Consider the following 17719-nt stretch of genomic DNA (forward strand, 5'->3'; position numbering starts at 1 on the left):
CGCCCGCTTCAACACACCTTTCGCGTACCCGACGATGCATGGCTCGGCTCATTCTCCAATGGCGACGGTGGAAGATACATCGCGCGTGATGGCAGCGCCGCGCCGCACGCGCTCCTGGGTGATCGGGTCCGTCGCCGCACTGGCGATGGTCGCCGCGTCTGCGCGCGCGCAGACGGCCACGCCACATCTTGCGGACGACGCACCGCGCAACCCGGTACGCGATTCGATGCGCGCGGTGCTCGAGCGCGGTCTGGCCGACCGGGCGTATCCGGGCGCGATTGCGATGGTCGGTGATCGACACGAGGTGATCGCGACGGTCGCTGTCGGGCATCAGGACTGGGCGCCGTCGCCCAAGGTGGACGAATACACGATCTGGGACCTGGCGTCGCTCACCAAGGTGATCGGGACGACCACGGCGCTCATGCAACTCTGGGCCGACCACCGCGTGGATCTCGACGCGCCGGTGCAGCGCTACCTGCCCGAGTTCGTTGGGCCGCACAAGGAGCTGGTCACCGTCCGGCATTTGCTCACGCACAGCTCCGGGCTGCCGGGCTGGCGCCCGCTGTACAAGGAAGCGACCTCCCCTGCCGAGGCGCTGCGCCTGCTCTATCAGACGCCGCTCGACACGCTGCCCGGCGTGCGCATGGTGTACAGCGACCTGGGCGCGATCTTGTTGGGCAAGATCGTCGAGCGCGTGTCGGGCGAGCCGCTCGACGTCTATCTCAGGCGCCACGTCTTCGCTCCGTTAGGCATGACGTCCACGATGTTCAAGCCGCCCAAGCGCCTGCTCCCGCGCATCGCGCCCACCGAGCGCGATCCGTGGCGCGGCCGCCTGGTGCACGGCGAGGTGCACGACGAGAATGCCTACTTCCTCGGCGGCGTCTCGGGGCACGCCGGGTTGTTCAGCGATGCCGCCGATCTTTCCCGGTTCGCGCGCATGTACCTCGAGGGCGGCCAGCTCGACGGGGCGCGCATCGTCACGCCGGTGGCCATCGACACGTTCACCCGCGTGCAGGATGCGACCCTGTCCAACCGCGCCCTCGGATGGGAAGTGCCTAACGGAAGCAACTCGGCCGGCCACCGGATGTCGAACCGCGCGTTCGGCCACACGGGATTCACCGGCACCTCGATCTGGATCGATCCGGCGCGCGATCTCTTCGTCATCCTGCTCACCAACCGCGTCGACCCGACGCGCGACAACCCGCGCCTCGGCCCCGTCCGTGTGCAGCTCGCCGACGCGGTCGTCTCGGTGATCGACGGTCACGGCCCCACGCCGCCATCGGCGGCCGGCACCGGAGCCGCTCCATGAAGCTGACGCTGCTCGATTGGTCGCTCGTCGCCGCGTACTTCGTCATCTCCACCTGCATCGGTTTCATCTACACGAAAAAAGGCGGCGCCAGCCTCAACGAGTATTTCCTCTCCGGACGCGACGTGCCGTGGTGGCTGGCGGGTACGTCGATGGTGGCAGCGACGTTTGCCGCCGACACGCCCCTCGTGGTGACGGGCCTCGTCGTCGCGAACGGCGTCGCCGGCAACTGGCTGTGGTGGAACATGCTGATGAGCGGCATGCTCACCGTGTTCTTTTTCGCGCGCCTCTGGCGGCGCGCGCGCGTGATGACCGACGTCGAGTTCGCCGAGATCCGGTACAGCGGAAAGCCGGCGGCGGTGCTGCGGGGATTCCGCGCGCTCTACCTCGCCATCCCGATGAACCTGATCATCCTCGGCTGGGTGACGCGGGCGATGATCAAGATCCTCACCATTTCGTTAGGCGTGAATCCGTACATCGCCGTGGCCATCTGCTTCGGCGTGACGATGCTCTACTCGGTCGCCGCCGGGTTGTGGGCGGTGCTGTGGACGGACCTCATCCAGTTCGTCATCAAGATGACCGCGGTGATCGTGCTGGCCGTGTTCGCCGTGAAGGCCGTGGGCGGCATGGACGCGCTCAAGCGCGGCGTGGCGGCGCACTTCGGCAGCGAGACCGCGGCGTTGTCGGTGCTCCCGGTCTCGCTGCAGCACGGGTCGATCGCCGCCTACGCCTGGATGCCGCTGCTCTCGTTAGGCGTGTTCCTGTTCATGCAATGGTGGGCCGCCTGGTATCCGGGCGCCGAGCCCGGCGGCGGCGGCTACATCGCCCAACGGATCTTCTCGGCGCGCACCGAGCGCGACGGCGTGCTGGCGACGCTCTTTTTCCAGGTGGCGCACTACGCCATCCGCCCGTGGCCGTGGATCATCACCGGCCTGGCCACGATCATCCTGTACCCGACGCTGCAGGACAAGGAATCCGGCTACGTGCACGCCTTCGTCGACTTGCTGCCGACGGGATGGCGCGGGTTCATGCTGGCCGGGTTCGCCGCCGCCTACATGTCGACGATCGGCACGCAGCTCAACTGGGGCGCGTCGTACCTGGTGAACGACTTCTACAAGCGATTCGTGAACCGCGATGCGGACGACCGGCACTACGTGCAGGTGTCCCGGTGGGCGACGGTCTTCCTCTTCCTGGCGTCGATCGTCGTCACGTGGCAGTTGTCGTCCGTCGAACAGGCCTGGCGCCTGCTGCTTGCGTTAGGCGCCGGTACCGGCCTCGTGCTCATCCTGCGCTGGTACTGGTGGCGCATCAACGCCTGGTCGGAAATCAGCGCGATGATCACGTCGTTCGTCGTCGCGATCGTCGTCCTGGGCTACGCCGGCCGCCTGCTCCACGCCATCGGACTCGTGGCGCGGCCCGACGCTTTTGTCCCCGCCGTCGTCGCGCAGGGCGGGCCTAACGCAGACGCCTGGGTCATGGTCATCACCGTCGGCATCACCACCGTCGTCTGGATCGCGGTCACGTTTGCCACGGCGCCGGAACCGAAAGCGGTGCTCGAGTCGTTCTATCTGCGGGTGCGGCCGGGCGGCCCCGGCTGGGCCGGCGTTTCGCGCGGACTCGGGTTGGGCCAGGAGCCGATTCCGGGAGGCTCGGGCGCCTGGGGCAATTGGCTCGCCGGCATCGTTGCGGTGTATGGTACGCTGTTCGGAACGGGCAAGATCATCTTCGGCTACCCGGGACAGGGCGTTATCCTCCTGGCCATCGCGCTGGCTGCCTTCCTATGGATCGCGCGATCGTTCCGGTCCGAGGGTGTGGACACGCCGACGCCGGCACCAATTGGCGCCGCGTCCCCGGTGGCCGCGGGAAGTGACGACTGAAGTGCTGTCCGGCCTTGTGCTTGCGCCATTGAATCGTCGTATACAGGGAGATAGTTTTCGAGGACAGCGGGATTCTCCCGCACTTTCACAGAGGTATCGATGAGCACCACTCAGCAACCCGCAGTCACGATCACCGTCACTCCGGGCGCGACCGTCGAGGTCAAGCGCTTCATGGAGCAGGAAGGCGTGTCCAGCGAGCAGGGCGGGCTCCGGGTGAGCGTTCAGCCCGGCGGCTGCAGCGGCTTCCGCTATGGCCTGCTCATCGAAGAGCAGTCCGCGGAAGACGATCTCGTTGTCGAGCAAGATGGGTTCAAGGTCTTTGTCGACCCGTTCTCGGCGCAGTACTTGAACGGCATCACGATCGATTACGTGTCGTCCATGCAGGGCTCGGGATTTACCTTCAAGAATCCGAATGCCACCGGCGGGTGCGGCTGCGGGAGTTCGTTCACCGCATAGTCCGGCACTGCGACATCGGGACTGGGACCGGTAATAGGGGCGGAAAAACGATCAATGATCGGCAAGCGAGAGTTCCACGGTCTTGAACTCTCTCTTCGCAGACGTTGATGTTCTTCCGTCCCTATTTCCTATTTCCCATCCCTAATTCGCGCGCCACCGGATCCCGTTGACCAGATTTTCCTCCCTCGACGCCGTCGTTCTCCTTGCCTATCTCGCTGGAACGACGGCGCTCGGCATCTGGGTGGGCCGTCGACAGCGCGATTCGAGAGACTACTTCGTCGCCGATCGATCGATCGCCTGGTGGGTCGTCCTCTTTTCGGTCGTTGCCACCGAGACGAGCGCGCTGACCTTCATTGGCGCGCCGACGTTCTCCTATCTGGGCGACTTCGGATTCCTGCAGATCGTCGCCGGCTACATTCTCGGCCGCATCGTCATCGCGTTCACGCTGCTGCCGCGATACTACGACGGCGAGCTCGTCACCGCGTACGGGTTGTTGGAGCAGCGGTTTGGGTTAGGCGCACGCCGCTTCGCGTCGATCGTGTTCATGGCCACGCGCGCGCTCGCGGACTCGGTGCGCATTTTCGCCACGGCGATCCCGATCGCGATCATCGTCGGCTCGGTGATGCCGCGGCGCCAAGCGATGCCGGCGGCGGTGCTCCTGCTCGGATTGCTCACCATCATTTACACGTATCGCGGCGGCATGAAGGCCGTGGTGTGGACGGAGCTCCTGCAAGCGGCGGTGTACGTTGGCGGCGGCATTGCGGCAATCGTACTCCTCGGACACGTGGTCCCCGGCGGTTGGCACGACATCCTCGGATCGGCGCGCGCGGCCGGCAAACTGAAGTTGATCGACACGTACACCGGCATCGATCGCGCGAACACGCTGCTCGCCGGGTTGGTGGGCGGCGCGTTTCTCTCCATGGCCTCGCACGGCGCCGATCAATTGATCGTGCAGCGGCTGCTCTCGGCGCGCAGCCTGCGCGACGCCCAACGGGCGATCATCGGCAGCGGCGTCGCCGTGTTTTTCCAGTTCGCATTGTTCCTCGTGATCGGCGTCGGCCTGTGGAAGCTCTATGGCGGACGCACGTTCTCGACGCCCGATGCAGTTTTTCCGACATTCATCGTGCAGTACATGCCGCGGGGCTTGTTGGGCCTCGTTCTCGCCGCCGTGATTGCGGCGACCATGAGCACGCACTCGGCGGCGATCAATTCGCTTGCCGCATCGACCACCCACGACATTTATCTGCCGCTCACCAAGCGCGCGAGCGACGATGCGCGCACGCTGCGCGTCGGCAAATATTTCGCGTTGGCGTGGGGCGTCGTGCTCACGGTCGGTGCGCTGCTGTTTCGCGAGCAAGGCACACCGGTCGTGGTCGTCGCGCTGAGCATTGCCTCGTTCACGTACGGGGGACTACTCGGCGGGTTTTTTCTCGGTATCTTCTGGGCTCGCGCCGAGCAGCGTGACGCGATCATCGGGATGTCGGTGGGCATCTTCGCGATGGCGTTCGTGGTGTTCGCCAAGCAGATCGGCGATGCGATACCTTCGGTGGCGCAGTCGCTCGGCCCGCTGGCGCGCATCGCGTGGCCCTGGTACGTGTTCATCGGGACCGTGATCACGCTGGCCGCCGGCATTCTCTCTTCGTACTCACATCCCGCACCCGCGGGCACTTCTGGGCGCGTATGACGACCCTCGTAATCGGCGTTGATGGCGGCGGCTCCAAGACCCGCGCGCTCGTGGCGGACAACGAGGGCACAGTGTTAGGCACGGCCGATGGCCCGGCGAGTGCCATTCGTCCGGGACAGGAGGAGCGTTCGGCCGCCATCATCGCCGAAACGGCACAGAACGCCCTCGCGCTCGTGGAGGTCGAGGCGCCTAACGTCCGCGTGTTGTGCGCCGGCGTCGCGGGCGCGGGACGCACGGCCCCACGCGACGCGCTCGCCCGCGCGCTCGAGGCGCACGCATTGGCCGAAGAGGTGATCGTGCAGCCCGATGCGGCCGTGGCGCTCGAGGATGCGTTCGGCGACGGCCCGGGTATTCTCCTCGTGGCAGGGACCGGCTCGATTGCGTTCGGCAAAGGGCCGGCCGGCAACGAGTCGCGATGCGGAGGCTGGGGTCCGGTCTGCGGCGACGAGGGCAGCGGCGCGTGGCTCGGTCGTCGCGCACTATCGGTGGTGACCGCGGCCATCGATGGGCGCGAACCAGACACCGCGCTCGTCGGCGCAGTGCTCACCGCGGCGCAGACCGACGACCCGTCCGACCTCATCGCGTGGGCAGCATCCGCCTCACCGGGACAACTAGCGGCGCTCGCGCCGGTGGTGGTCGCCGTGGCGGATCAGGGCGACCGACGCGCCAACGCGCTGCTCGCGCTGGCCTGCGAGGAGCTCGCCCTGCACGTGCGCACGCTGTCGCGCGTGCTGTTCACCGACGAGCGCGCCGCCGTGCCGGTTGCGTTAGGCGGCGGATTGCTCGCCCCCGGGGCGCTCCTGCGCAAGCGCGTTGAGCATCGGCTCAAGTCGGCGGTACCGGGCGCCTCGATCCGCGCCGATGAGGTGAAACCCGAGCGCGGTGCCGTGCGTGCCGCCTTGCGGGCGCTCGCCACCGCCTGACCGCGCGCGGCAGTCGGCCGCGTGTCCTGATTTCCCCCTTCCAAACGTCACTCCCCTGTTGGAGCATACGGCATCAGGGACGTCGCTGCATCACTCTCGACACAGGCCGCCCGTCTGAACACCGTCGACAGATTGTTCGATACGTGGTACCCGCGCCTCCGGCGCGCACTCGGCCGTCGCACGGCAAATCGCGGCGTCGCCGAAGACGCTGCGCAGGAAGCATTCGTGCGCCTGCTGGATGCCAACCCGCGCAACGCTGGGCGTCGCACTGGCCGCCGCGCCGGGATGCACGCCGAACGTATGGGCGGACCTGCAGGCGGCATCGCCAACCGCGTGGCGGGGGTCGTGACGCGCGTCCTGCTGTGTGTCGTCGCCGCGCTTTGCGTTAGGCATACAGCCGTGGCCGCCCAGCAACCCGTGAGCGCACCGCGCGACACGACGCGCGCCGCGCGCGACACCGTCAGAGTCGATAGCACGGCGAAGCGCCTGGCAACCGTCGTCGTCACCGGCACCCGACTTACCGATGTCGACGAGCGGATTCCATCGCAGGTCGAATCGATGGACCTGCAGCACGTCTCCCAGGGCCCTGATGCCGCGTTTCGATCGCTGCAGCAGCTCCCTGGAGTCACGCTGTACGACGATCAGGGAACGAGACTCCAGCCGGAGCTGGAAGTGCGCGGGTTTCAGATCTCGCCGATCGTCGGCACGCCGCAGGGCGTGAGCGTGTTTCTCGATGGCGTGCGCGTCAACGAACCGGATGCGCAGGAGGTCAACTTCGATCTACTCCCGATGGGGGCCATCGACCACTCGGAGCTCGTGCGCGGATCGCAAGCGCTGTTCGGGCGCAATTCGTTAGGCGGCGCCCTGCTGTTCTTCACGCAGCGCGGCACGCCGACACCGTCGGCCGGCATCCAGCTCAGCACAGGCTCGTTCGGAGAACGAGTGGGCACGATTACGGCAGGCGGCATGATCAACGGTATCGATGCATTCGCAATGGGATCCGCCTCCAACGAGGATGGCTGGCGCCAGGCGACGGCCGCTCGAACACGACAGCTTTTCGTGACCATCGGGCGCCGCTCGACGGCCGGCGGCGCGGACACCAGCGACATCGCACTCAGCCTGCTCTATGCGCACGATCGGATCAGAGAGGCTGGCTCCCTTCCCGACAGCTGGATCGCCGTGAATCCGCGGCTCAACTACACCCCCGGCGATTTCTTCAATCCGGACCTGATTCACGTCGCGCTCCGCGGATTCCGCGGCGCGTGGGGCGGCACGCTGCGAGGCACCCTCTACTTTCGCCGCAACGACATCGAGCAATTCAACGTGAACGTACCGCCGCCGAGCACCGATGCGTTCATCGACAACAAGTCGCTCGGCGCAACGGGAGAATGGACGCGTCCTTTCCTGCTCGGCGCGCTGCCGATTGCGCTCACCGTTGGCGCCGAGTACGCACGCCAGAACGTGCGATTCCGGTTGACCAACACGGGCGGTGGCGAGCCCGATTCCGTCGCAACACTCGCGGTAGTCCACGAAGATGACGCCGCCGCGTACAGCCAGGCGGTCCTCGACATCACGCCGCGGCTGTCGGCAACGGCCGCGCTGCGGCTGGACTATGTGCGCATTCCATTTCGAGACGAGCTCAAGGCGGCGAACGATGGCACCAACACGTACGACCGCCTGTCGCCGTTCCTGGGACTTACCTGGAAGGCCTCGGCCGCGTTGCGCGGATTCGTGGCCTACAAGAGCGCCTTCCGCGCGCCGGCCCCGCTCGAGCTGGCCTGCGCCAGTCCGGTCGCGCCATGCTCGCTCCCGTCTGCGTTAGGCGCCGACCCGGCGCTCGCGCCCGTGACCACGCACGACTACGAGGCCGGATTCGACCTGGACTTGCCCAACCATACGTCGTTCGACGTCGATGGCTTCTGGACCGTGGTCGACAACGATATCGTCTTCGCGGCGCCGAACCTGACGCAGGTCTACTTCGTGAACATCCCGAAGTCGCGCCGCGCCGGCGTCGAGATCTCGGCGCAAACCGCGCTGCCCGCCGGCGGACGCCTGTTTGGATCGTACAGCTACGTCGCATCGACATATCAGAGCACTGTGCAGATTGCCACCGCCGACACGAATCCCGTCCCCGCACGCCCGGGCGACCAGATTCCATCGTCGCCCAGGCACCGCGGTCGAGTGGGCGTCGGCATGACGCGAACGATTGGTGCCCTCGCCTTCGACGCGCAGCTCGACCTTCGCGCGTATTCGAGCCAGTTCTTGCGCGGCGACGAGGCCAACCGGCACGCACCGGTACCGGGGTACGCCGTATCCGGGTTCAATTTGAACGGGCAATACCAGCGCTACACCATCCAACTCGAGATCGACAATCTCTTCGATCGCCGATACCAGACGTTCGGCGCCATCGCCGAAAACAGCCTCGGCCCGCCGCCCGGACAGGCGGCGCCCAACGCCGGCAGCGATGAGGGTGCGCTGGCCAACTTCTTCACGCCGGGATTGCCGCGGCGCATCGTGCTGTCGGTGGGCGCGAAGTTCTGATGCGTCGGGCGACGGGTCGTCGCCTAACGCAACCTCACGCCGCGTGCGGCCCGCCGCCCGCGCCAGTACAGCAGCCCGCCGATCAGCACGAACACGCCGGCGCCGCCTAACACCTTGGCGAGGAACAATACGGCCTGCACGCCGCCCTCGGGCGGAATCCCGGCGAGGACCATCGCGAATGCCGTCATGAGCAATCCGCTCACGCCGCAGACGAGGGCAGTCGGCCGCCCGCCCGGAACGCGGCTGCCCACGCGCTTCCTGCCGTCCGCCGTCGGCGCCGTCGCCGGCCGCCCACCGGCGAACTGCATCAGGAAGCTCACGAACAGGTAGAGGTAAGGGATGAAGTAGAGGAGAATCTGCGTGTCGAGCAGGATCAGGTAGGCGCGCTCGACCGTCGTGCCTTTGCCCAGAAGCGAGACGCCTAACAGAATGCTCGCCAGCACGGCCGCCACCACCATCGCGACGTAGGGCGTCCCGTACTTGGGATGCAGTTTGCCGAACGCCGGCGGGAAATAGCGGTCGAGCCCGATCACGAACGCCACGCGCGCAGGACCGGCGAGCCAGGCGCCCACGCCGCCAATGTTCCCGATCGTGTAGAGCGCCGCGCACAGCACGCTGACCCACGCGAGCCCGGTTCCGATGCGGCCGGCGCCGATCGCGATCCCCTGGATGAAGCCCGCCGTCAGATTCACCTGATCGCTGGGCACCAGCCACAGCATTGCCGCGGAGCCGAGCACGTACGCGGCAGCAATGAGGGGCGCCGATATGAGAACCGCGCGCGGCATCGTGCGCGCCGGATCGTGCACCTCGTCGCCCATGGCCGACGACAGCTCCAACCCGGTGAACGCAAATGCGATCGACGCCCACAAATTCAGCGACGCGAGATTGTCGAGATGCGGCGTCAGCGACGCTCGCGTGATGGGATTCGCCGGAGGGCTCGTGATCGCCGCCGCCACGCCGACGATGACGAGGATCGTCGCCGGAATGTACGTGCCCAGCGCACCGAAATTCTGCAGCCATTTGCCGCGGCCCGTGCCGATCACGTTCACGCCGACCGCCACCCACAGCGCGAGCAGCGTCGCCGTCAGGACGTACGCACGATTGTCCGCCAGCCCGCTCTCACCTTTGCCGATGACCCACGTCGCGATCACCGCCGTCGAGATGAGGAGATTCGGATAGTACAGGACGTTGTTGATCCAGTAGCACCACCCGCAGAGAAAGCCATGACCTTCGCCTAACGTCTCGCGCGTCCAGGTATAGATGCCGCCCTCGCTCGGGAATCGGGCCGACAGGGCGAGCACGGCGAGTCCCTGCGGAATGAAGAACAGTGCGGCGGCGAGGATCCAGAGCGCGAGCGTTCCCGGTCCGGCCTTCGCCGCGGTGGCGAGCCACCGCAGGCCGATCACGGCCACCATGTTGAACAGCACGACGTCGCGCAGGCCGAGCACGCGCGGCGGCCGCGCGTGCGCCGCCTGGGTGTCGACAGGCGCTGCGGCCGTCATCGATCGCGCTGCCTAACGAGAGCGGCGCCGGCGCGCCGGGTGCCGCGGCACCTCATGCCTCGCCGCCGGCCAGCCCGGATCCCGCGCCCTGGTTCGCCACGCCCGCGCGGCGTACCCCAAGCTCTCCCTCGCCTTCCCATTTGGCCATCACCGCGGACGCGAGACAGTTCCCCACCACGTTGATCGATGTGCGCGCCATGTCCATCAGCGCGTCCACGCCCACGATCACTGCGACGCCTTGCAACGGCAATCCGAATTGCGTGAGCGCCCCGGACAGAATCACGAGCCCCGCCCGCGGCACACCGGCCACGCCTTTGCTCGTCAGCATCAGCGTCAGCATCATGAGCAGCTGACCGCCCAGGCCCATGTGCACGCCGGCGGCCTGGGCGACGAACACCGACGCCACCGCGAGATACAACGTGCTTCCATCGAGATTGAACGAGTAGCCCGTCGGCATCACGAAGGCGACGATGCGCCGCGGCACGCCGAACCGTTCCATCTCTTCCATGGCTAACGGAAGCGCCGCCTCTGACGACGCCGTCGAGAACGCGATGAGCCACGGCTCCTTGATTGCCCGGATGAACCGCCTGATCGGCACCCGCGCCAGCGCAGCTACCGGCCACAAGACGCCGGCCGCGAACACGATCAGCGCGATGTACAGCGTCCCGACCAGCAGCCCGAGGCCGCGCAGCACGCCTAACCCATTCTTGCCCACCGTGTACGCGATGGCGCCGCCGATGCCGAACGGCGCGAACGCCATCACCAGCCCGGTGAATTTGAACATCACTTCGGACAGGCTTTCGCAGAACGCCAGCATCGTCTGCTTGGGGCCCGAGCGCACCTTGGTGACGGCCACGCCGAACAACACCGCAAAGAACACGATCTGCAGCACTTCGTTCCTGGCAGCCGACTCGGCGATGCTCTGCGGCACCACGTGCACGAGCACCGTGTCCGCGCTCACGTGCGTGGCCGCGAGCGCAGCACCCTGCGACGCCGACGCCCCGGCGATCGGCACGCCCTCTCCTGGCCGGATCACGTTCACGCACACGAGGCCGACGACGAGCGCCAGCGTCGTCACGACTTCGAAGTACACGATCGACCGTAGCGCCAAGCGGCCGACGCGCTTGAGATCGTCGCCGTGCCCTGCGATGCCGACCACCAGCATGCCGAAGATCAAGGGCGCGATGAGCGCCTTGATCATCCGCAGGAAAATGGTCGACAGAATCTGCAGGTGGACGGCAAACCCGGGCGTGAACCAGCCGAGCAGCGTGCCCGCGACCATCGAGAACACGATCCATTGCGTCAGCGAGACGCGGCGCAATCGGCGCCAGATCGTGCCCGGTGCGGTCACGCGCCCGTGGTCGTGGACTCGCCGGCCGGCGCCGCCGCCATGCCTAACGATCTGCGGCGCAGCGCCGAGTGGCGATACCCATAGAAGAAGTAGAACACGAGGCCGAGGATCAGCCACGCCACGAACCGCGCCCACGTAATGGCCGGCAGCTGGAACATGAGGTACGCACACGCGGCGATCGAGATGAAAGGCGTGATCGGCACCCAGGGAACGCGGAACGGCCGCGGCCGCTCGGGCTCGAGACGCCGCAGCAGAACCACGCCGGCCGACACGAGCACGAACGCGAACAGCGTTCCGATATTCGTCAGATCGACCACCTCGGAAATGTTCGCGAACGCCGAGAACGTCGCCACGAACACGCCGGTCAGGATCGTGCCGACGTACGGCGTCTTGTATTTGGGATGCACCTTCGCCATGACCGGCGGCAGCAGGCCGTCCCGCGCCATCGAGAAGAAAATGCGCGGCTGGCCGAGCTGGAACACCAGCAGCACGCTGCCCATGGCGATCACCGCGCCCAACGCGATGATGAAGCGCGACGCGTTGAGCAAGCCCCGCGGCCCGGACGCGTACTGCAGCGCGGTGATCATCGGCTCGGGCGTGCCTAACAGCTTCCAGGGCGCCACGCCCGTCATCACGATCGAAATCGCAATGTAGAGCACCGTACACACGACGAGGCTCATCACGATCCCGAACGGCATGTCCTTGGCGGGATTCTTCGCCTCCTCGGCCGCGGTCGAGACCGCGTCGAACCCGATGTAGCTGAAGAAAATGATCGCCGCCGCCGCGCTGATGCCGGCGAATCCGTTGGGCGCGAAGCCGCCGCTCGCCTTGTCCGTCCAGTTGTGCGGCTTGATCAGGAAAAGGCCGACCGCGATGAAGAAGAGGATGATGCCGATCTTGAGCAGCACCATCGCGTTGTTCGTGTCGGCCGACTCCTTGATGCCGATCACGAGAATCACCGTGATCACCGCAACGACCGCGACCGCGGGCAGATTGACGATGAACGGCAGCCCGAACAGGTGCGGCGCATTCGTCCACGCCGAGGCCATGTACCGCGTCACCGGGTCGTTAGGCATCGACGACAGCATCCGGAACGCGTCGTGCGCCGTCCGGTAGTCCGTGGCCAGCCACGCCGGCAGATCCAGGCCGAAGTGGTTGATCAGCTCGCGAAAATATCCCGCCCACCCGATCGCGACGCCGATGTTGCCGACCGCGTACTCGATGATGAGGTCCCAGCCGATGATCCAGGCGACGAACTCGCCGATCGAAGCGTACGCGTACGTGTACGCCGATCCCGAAATCGGCACCATCGCCGCGAACTCGGCGTAGCACAGCGCCGCGAATCCGCACGCGACCGCGGTGAGCAGGAACGAAAATACGATCGCCGGACCCGCCCCGGGACGGGACGGGTCGCCGACGATGGCGGTGCCGGTCGTGGCGAAAATCCCGGCGCCGATCGTGGCCCCCACGCCTAACGCCGTGAGGTGCCACTTGTTGAGCGATCGCTTGAGCCCGCCGCGCCGCTCGGCGTCCGCCTCGCACTCGGCGAGCGACTTCCGCAGGAAGAGGGACGACGCCACTAGACCGCCCCCCGCGATTCGTCGCCGCGCAGCGCCACGCGCCTCCCGTCCGGCGGCGCGGTCAGCGGCTGACCGCGCCCACCGCCACACCGCCTACTTCTGCGGCCGCGGGCTCCTCACGCTGAATGCGCATCCCGTAGAACGACCGCCACACGAAGTACACCGAGATCAGGAAGAAGATGGCCGCAATCACGTGCACCAATCCCGGTCCCTGGCTCGCACGCAACGACACCGCCAACTCCACCGCCAGGAGCCCGAACAAGGTCGTGAATTTGATCACCGGGTTGAGCGCAACCGACGACGTGTCCTTGAACGGATCGCCCACCGTGTCGCCCACCACCGTCGCCGCGTGCAACTCCGTGCCCTTCAGCTTGAGCTCCACCTCGACGATTTTCTTCGCGTTGTCCCAGGCGCCGCCGGCGTTCGCCATGAAGATCGCCTGATACAACCCGAACAAGGCGATCGAGATCAGGTAGCCGATGAAGAAATACGGCTCCACGAACGCGAACGCGAGCGCCGCGAAGAATACGGTGAGGAAGATGTTGAGCATGCCCCGTTGGGCGTACACGGTGCAGATCTCCACCACCTTCTTGCTGTCCGTCACCGACGCCTTGGTCACACCCTCCAGCCGGATGTTGCGCTTGATGAACTCCACCGCGCGGTACGCCCCGGTGGTCACCGCCTGTGTGGACGCGCCGGTGAACCAGTAGATCAGCGCGCCGCCCGTCAACAGGCCGAGCAGAAACGGCGGGTGGAGCATCGACAGCTTGTCCAGATTTTCCGTCAGGCCGTTGGTGAGCGCCACGATGATCGAGAAAATCATCGTGGTCGCGCCGACCACCGCCGTGCCGATGAGCACCGGCTTGGCCGTCGCCTTGAACGTGTTGCCCGCGCCATCGTTCTCCTCGAGCAGATCCTTCGAGCGCTCGAACTGCGGTGTGAATCCAAACTCGCGCTGCAGCTCGGCCGCGATGTTCGGCTCCTGCTCGATCAGCGACAACTCGAAGATCGACTGCGCGTTGTCGGTCACCGGACCATACGAGTCGACCGCGATCGTCACCGGACCCATGCCGAGGAATCCAAACGCGACCAGGCCGAACGCGAACACCGCCGGCGCCACCATGAGCGCGTCCATGCCGAAGCTCGCCACCCAGGCGCCGATCGCCATGAGGCCCATGATCACGATGCCCAACCAGTAGGCGCTGAAGTTCCCCGCCACCAGGCCGGACAGAATGTTGAGCGACGCCCCGCCTTCCCTGGAGGAGCTCACGATCTCGCGCGTGTGGATCGACTCGACCGACGTGAACACCTTCACCAGCTCGGGGATCAACGCGCCGGCCAGCGTGCCGCACGTCATCACCGTCGAAATCTTCCACCACATCGTGCCGTCGCCCAACCGCGGCAGCAGCAGATACGACACCACGTAGGTGAGCACGATCGAGACGATGGACGTCAACCACACCAGCGACGTCAGCGGCGCCTCGAAGTTCATGTTGTCGGCCGCCGCGTACCGCGCCTTCGCCACCCAGCCATTGATGAGATACGACGCGCCGCTGGCGACGATCATCACGACGCGCATCACGAAGATCCACACCAGGAGCTGGACCTGCACCGTCGGCTCTTTCACCGCGAGCACGATGAACGTGATCAGCGCGACGCCCGTCACACCGTACGTCTCGAAGCCGTCGGCGCTCGGCCCAACGGAGTCGCCGGCGTTGTCGCCGGTGCAGTCCGCGATCACGCCGGGGTTGCGCGCGTCATCTTCCTTGATGTTGAACACGATCTTCATCAAGTCGGACCCGATGTCGGCGATCTTGGTGAAGATGCCGCCCGCGATGCGCAGGGCGGCCGCGCCCAACGACTCGCCGATCGCGAATCCGATGAAGCACGGTCCGGCGTAGTCGCCCGGAATGAAGAGAAGAATGCAGAGCATCATCACCAGCTCGACGCTGATGAGCAGCATGCCGATGCTCATGCCCGCGCTCAACGGTATCGCGAAGCACGGATAGGGCTTGCCGCGCAGGCTGGCGAACGCCGTGCGCGAGTTCGCGAACGTATTCACGCGAATGCCGAACCAGGCGACGCCGTAGCTGCCGGCGATGCCCAACACGCTGAACAGCAGGATGATGATCACTTTCGCCGCGCCGTAATGCTGCAGCACGCCGAAGTAGAGCAGGATGACGATCCCGATGAACACCTCGAGCAGCAGCAGGAACTTGCCCTGCTGGATCAGGTATGTCTTGCAGGTCTCGTAGATGAGCTCCGAGACCTCGCGCATCGACGTGTGGACCGGGAGGCCCTTGAGTTTGCTGTAGATCACGAGGCCGAACAGCATGCCTAACGCACAGAAGACGAGACCGACCATGAGCAGCTTGTGCCCGGGGATGCCGAAGAACGACACGGTCGACAAGTCCGGAATACGGAGGTCCGCTTCGCCGCCGGCGCTCTGCGCTGCCTGTGCGGCAAGCGTGGGTGCGGCAAGCGCCAGGGCGCCCAGCGCGAGCAGGGGATACCACAGCACGCGCGCTGCGCGTCGAACGACAGGTGCCAACCAGGTCATCGGGAAACGCCTCCAGAGTGTGCGAGCGATACAACGAGACGAACGGCGCGGGGCCGGGTGAGCCGCCACGACAATGATCGATGCTTCGGTGACACGAGGCAACGGCTCAGGCCGATTCCGCGCGCCGCCACAACAGAAACACGGGCACGCCGACGATGACGATCGCCAGACCCGCCAGCGCCTGCGCGCGCGTCTTGTCGGCGATAAGCAGGATGATCGCCGTGATCGCGGCCAGCACGATGTACAACCCCGGCAGCCACGGATACCCCACGGCCCGGTACGGCCGCTCGGCGTCGGGACGCGTCCGGCGCAGGATGAACAGCCCCGTCGTGGTGAGCGCGTAGAACACGAGCTGGGCGAAGATCACGTAGTTGAGCAGCTGTCCGTACGTGCCCGTTAGGCAGAGGAGCGACGTCCACAGCCCCTGGTACACGAGACCGGACGCCGGCACGCTCCGCAAATTCAGTTCGCCGACCTTCCTGAAGAACACGCCGTCGCGCGCCATCGCATAGTACGCGCGCGGCCCGGCGAGAATGAGCCCGTTGCTGCAGCCGAACGTACTGATCAGGATCGCGATCGCCATCACGGTCCCGCCGCTCGCGCCGAACAACACCGTGGCGGCGGCCGTGCCCACGCGGTCCTGTGTCGCGAACTGGATCCCCTGTCCCATCACCGTCGTCGCGGTCGCGGATCCGGCCATGGGCAGCGTGAACAGATAGCCGACGTTCGTCAGCACGTAGAGCAGCGTCACGAGGCCGGTGCCTAACGCCAAGGCCAGCGGCAGGTTGCGCTTCGGGTTGTGCACCTCCGACGCCGCAAACGTCACGTTGTTCCAGGCGTCGCTCGAGAAGAGCGACCCGACCAGCGCCGCACCGAACGCCAGCACGAACGCCGACCCCAGGTCGACGTGCCCGAAGAAATGGCCGCCCTTGAAGTTGGCGGCCATGGCGGTGGCATTCCTGCCTAACGTAAGGCAGAGGATCACCAGCAGCGCCAGCGCCCCCGTCTTCACGATCGTGAACGTCGTCTGGATGAACTTGCCCTCGCGCACGCCGCGCAGGTTGATCCAGGTGAGAAACCACACGATGACCAGCGCGACCAGACGCTGCGGGCTGAGCCCGACGTCGATCGGTCCGCCCGCCGTCGCGAACGAGTGATGCGGAAACCACGTGTACAGGTCAGGCGATATCGACGGGACGAGTTCGCCCAGGAACCGCGCGAACGCGACCAACACCGCCGCGATCGTTCCCGTCTGAATCACGACGAACAGCGTCCACCCATAGAGAAATCCCATGAGCGGGCCCATCGCCTCGCGCAAAAACAAATACTGCCCGCCGGCCTTCGGGAACATCGCCGCCAGCTCGCCGTACGCCAGCGCGCCCAGTAGCGTCATGACGCCCGTGACGATCCAGACGACCAACAGCCAGAACGGCGATCCGACCGACCGCGCGATATCCGCCGAGACGATGAAAATGCCCGATCCGATCATCGCGCCCGCGACGAGCATCGTGGCGTCCATGAGCGTGAGCGCTTTGACGAACTCGTGCGGTGTCTCGGTGGTCGCTGGTCGATCGGCCACGACGGTGGTCATTCAGCTCCTCAATTGGAATGGCAAACTCCGGCTGGCAGGCAAAGCCGGACGCGCCCCATGAGCGCCACGAACCGAAGCGATAGGCGCCCAAAGTGATAGCCGCAGGAAGCTAACAAACGGCAGATTTACAAGCCAGCGGTAAGGCGGACAAAACTAAAGGCGGACAACACGGACAACGCCGGACCGGAGCGGACCTCTAAAGCGGACAACGCGGCCAAAACCTAAAGGCGGACAACACGGACAAAGCCGGAAAGCGAACAACGCGGACGGAGCCGGAAGGCGGACAACACGGACAAAGCCGGAAAGCGAACAACGCGGACGGAGCCGGAAGGCGGACAACACGGACAA

11 protein-coding genes are annotated in these 17719 nt (G+C 66.2%); 6 read left to right on the forward strand and 5 right to left on the reverse strand.

Features of this window, described 5'->3' with window-relative positions; translation table 11 throughout:
* Positions 1-58: 58 nt before the first annotated feature.
* The 6 genes from VFW04_06505 to VFW04_06530 all read left to right on the forward strand — a co-directional run bounded on the left by VFW04_06505 (position 59) and on the right by VFW04_06530 (position 8787).
* On the forward strand, positions 59-1309 hold the full coding sequence (locus tag VFW04_06505; protein HEX5178960.1) for a serine hydrolase domain-containing protein: 1251 nt from the start codon (positions 59-61) through the stop codon (positions 1307-1309).
* Complete coding sequence (locus VFW04_06510; GenBank protein ID HEX5178961.1) at positions 1306-3183, forward strand: sodium:solute symporter family protein; 1878 nt, start codon at positions 1306-1308, stop codon at positions 3181-3183. Before VFW04_06505 ends, VFW04_06510 begins: the two co-directional genes overlap by 4 nt.
* 99 nt (positions 3184-3282) lie before the next feature.
* A complete protein-coding gene (erpA, locus tag VFW04_06515) occupies positions 3283-3639 on the forward strand; it encodes an iron-sulfur cluster insertion protein ErpA (GenBank protein HEX5178962.1) in 357 nt (118 codons plus the stop codon).
* Between the two features lie 166 nt (positions 3640-3805).
* Positions 3806-5323, forward strand: coding sequence for a sodium:solute symporter (locus VFW04_06520; protein ID HEX5178963.1), 1518 nt, complete (start codon positions 3806-3808; stop codon positions 5321-5323).
* The gene (locus VFW04_06525) at positions 5320-6246 is read left to right on the forward strand and encodes a BadF/BadG/BcrA/BcrD ATPase family protein (protein HEX5178964.1); all 927 of its coding nucleotides are present in this window, start codon (positions 5320-5322) and stop codon (positions 6244-6246) included. The genes VFW04_06520 and VFW04_06525 overlap by 4 nt, the downstream gene beginning before the upstream one ends.
* Positions 6247-6471: 225 nt before the next feature.
* Positions 6472-8787 carry a TonB-dependent receptor gene (locus VFW04_06530; protein HEX5178965.1) on the forward strand — a complete coding sequence of 772 codons (2316 nt, stop codon included), beginning with the start codon at positions 6472-6474 and terminating at the stop codon, positions 8785-8787.
* 23 nt (positions 8788-8810) lie between these two features.
* On the opposite strand, the gene VFW04_06535 is transcribed toward VFW04_06530, so the two are convergent.
* From VFW04_06535 to VFW04_06555, 5 genes are all read right to left on the reverse strand, one after another.
* Positions 8811-10289, reverse strand: a complete 1479-nt coding sequence (locus tag VFW04_06535) for an APC family permease (GenBank protein HEX5178966.1) — start codon at positions 10287-10289, stop codon at positions 8811-8813.
* Between the two features lie 52 nt (positions 10290-10341).
* Positions 10342-11640, reverse strand: a complete 1299-nt coding sequence (locus tag VFW04_06540) for a dicarboxylate/amino acid:cation symporter (GenBank protein HEX5178967.1) — start codon at positions 11638-11640, stop codon at positions 10342-10344.
* The gene (locus VFW04_06545; GenBank protein ID HEX5178968.1) at positions 11637-13220 is read right to left on the reverse strand and encodes an amino acid permease; all 1584 of its coding nucleotides are present in this window, start codon (positions 13218-13220) and stop codon (positions 11637-11639) included. Before VFW04_06545 ends, VFW04_06540 begins: the two co-directional genes overlap by 4 nt.
* Before the next feature lie 61 nt (positions 13221-13281).
* Positions 13282-15780, reverse strand: coding sequence for a sodium-translocating pyrophosphatase (locus tag VFW04_06550; GenBank protein HEX5178969.1), 2499 nt, complete (start codon positions 15778-15780; stop codon positions 13282-13284).
* Positions 15781-15886: 106 nt separating this feature from the next.
* Positions 15887-17371, reverse strand: a complete 1485-nt coding sequence (locus tag VFW04_06555; GenBank protein ID HEX5178970.1) for an amino acid permease — start codon at positions 17369-17371, stop codon at positions 15887-15889.
* Positions 17372-17719 lie beyond the last annotated feature (348 nt).

Source organism: Gemmatimonadaceae bacterium (assembly GCA_036273715.1).
Taxonomy (GTDB): Bacteria; Gemmatimonadota; Gemmatimonadetes; order Gemmatimonadales; family Gemmatimonadaceae; genus JADGGM01.

Coding starts and splice junctions, on each gene's coding strand:
- VFW04_06535 (HEX5178966.1), bottom strand. CDS start 10,289: ATGACGGCCGCAGCGCCTGTCGACACCCAGGCGGCGCACGCGCGGCCG.
- VFW04_06505 (HEX5178960.1), top strand. CDS start 59: ATGGCGACGGTGGAAGATACATCGCGCGTGATGGCAGCGCCGCGCCGC.
- VFW04_06550 (HEX5178969.1), bottom strand. CDS start 15,780: ATGACCTGGTTGGCACCTGTCGTTCGACGCGCAGCGCGCGTGCTGTGG.
- erpA (HEX5178962.1), top strand. CDS start 3,283: ATGAGCACCACTCAGCAACCCGCAGTCACGATCACCGTCACTCCGGGC.
- VFW04_06510 (HEX5178961.1), top strand. CDS start 1,306: ATGAAGCTGACGCTGCTCGATTGGTCGCTCGTCGCCGCGTACTTCGTC.
- VFW04_06555 (HEX5178970.1), bottom strand. CDS start 17,371: ATGACCACCGTCGTGGCCGATCGACCAGCGACCACCGAGACACCGCAC.
- VFW04_06525 (HEX5178964.1), top strand. CDS start 5,320: ATGACGACCCTCGTAATCGGCGTTGATGGCGGCGGCTCCAAGACCCGC.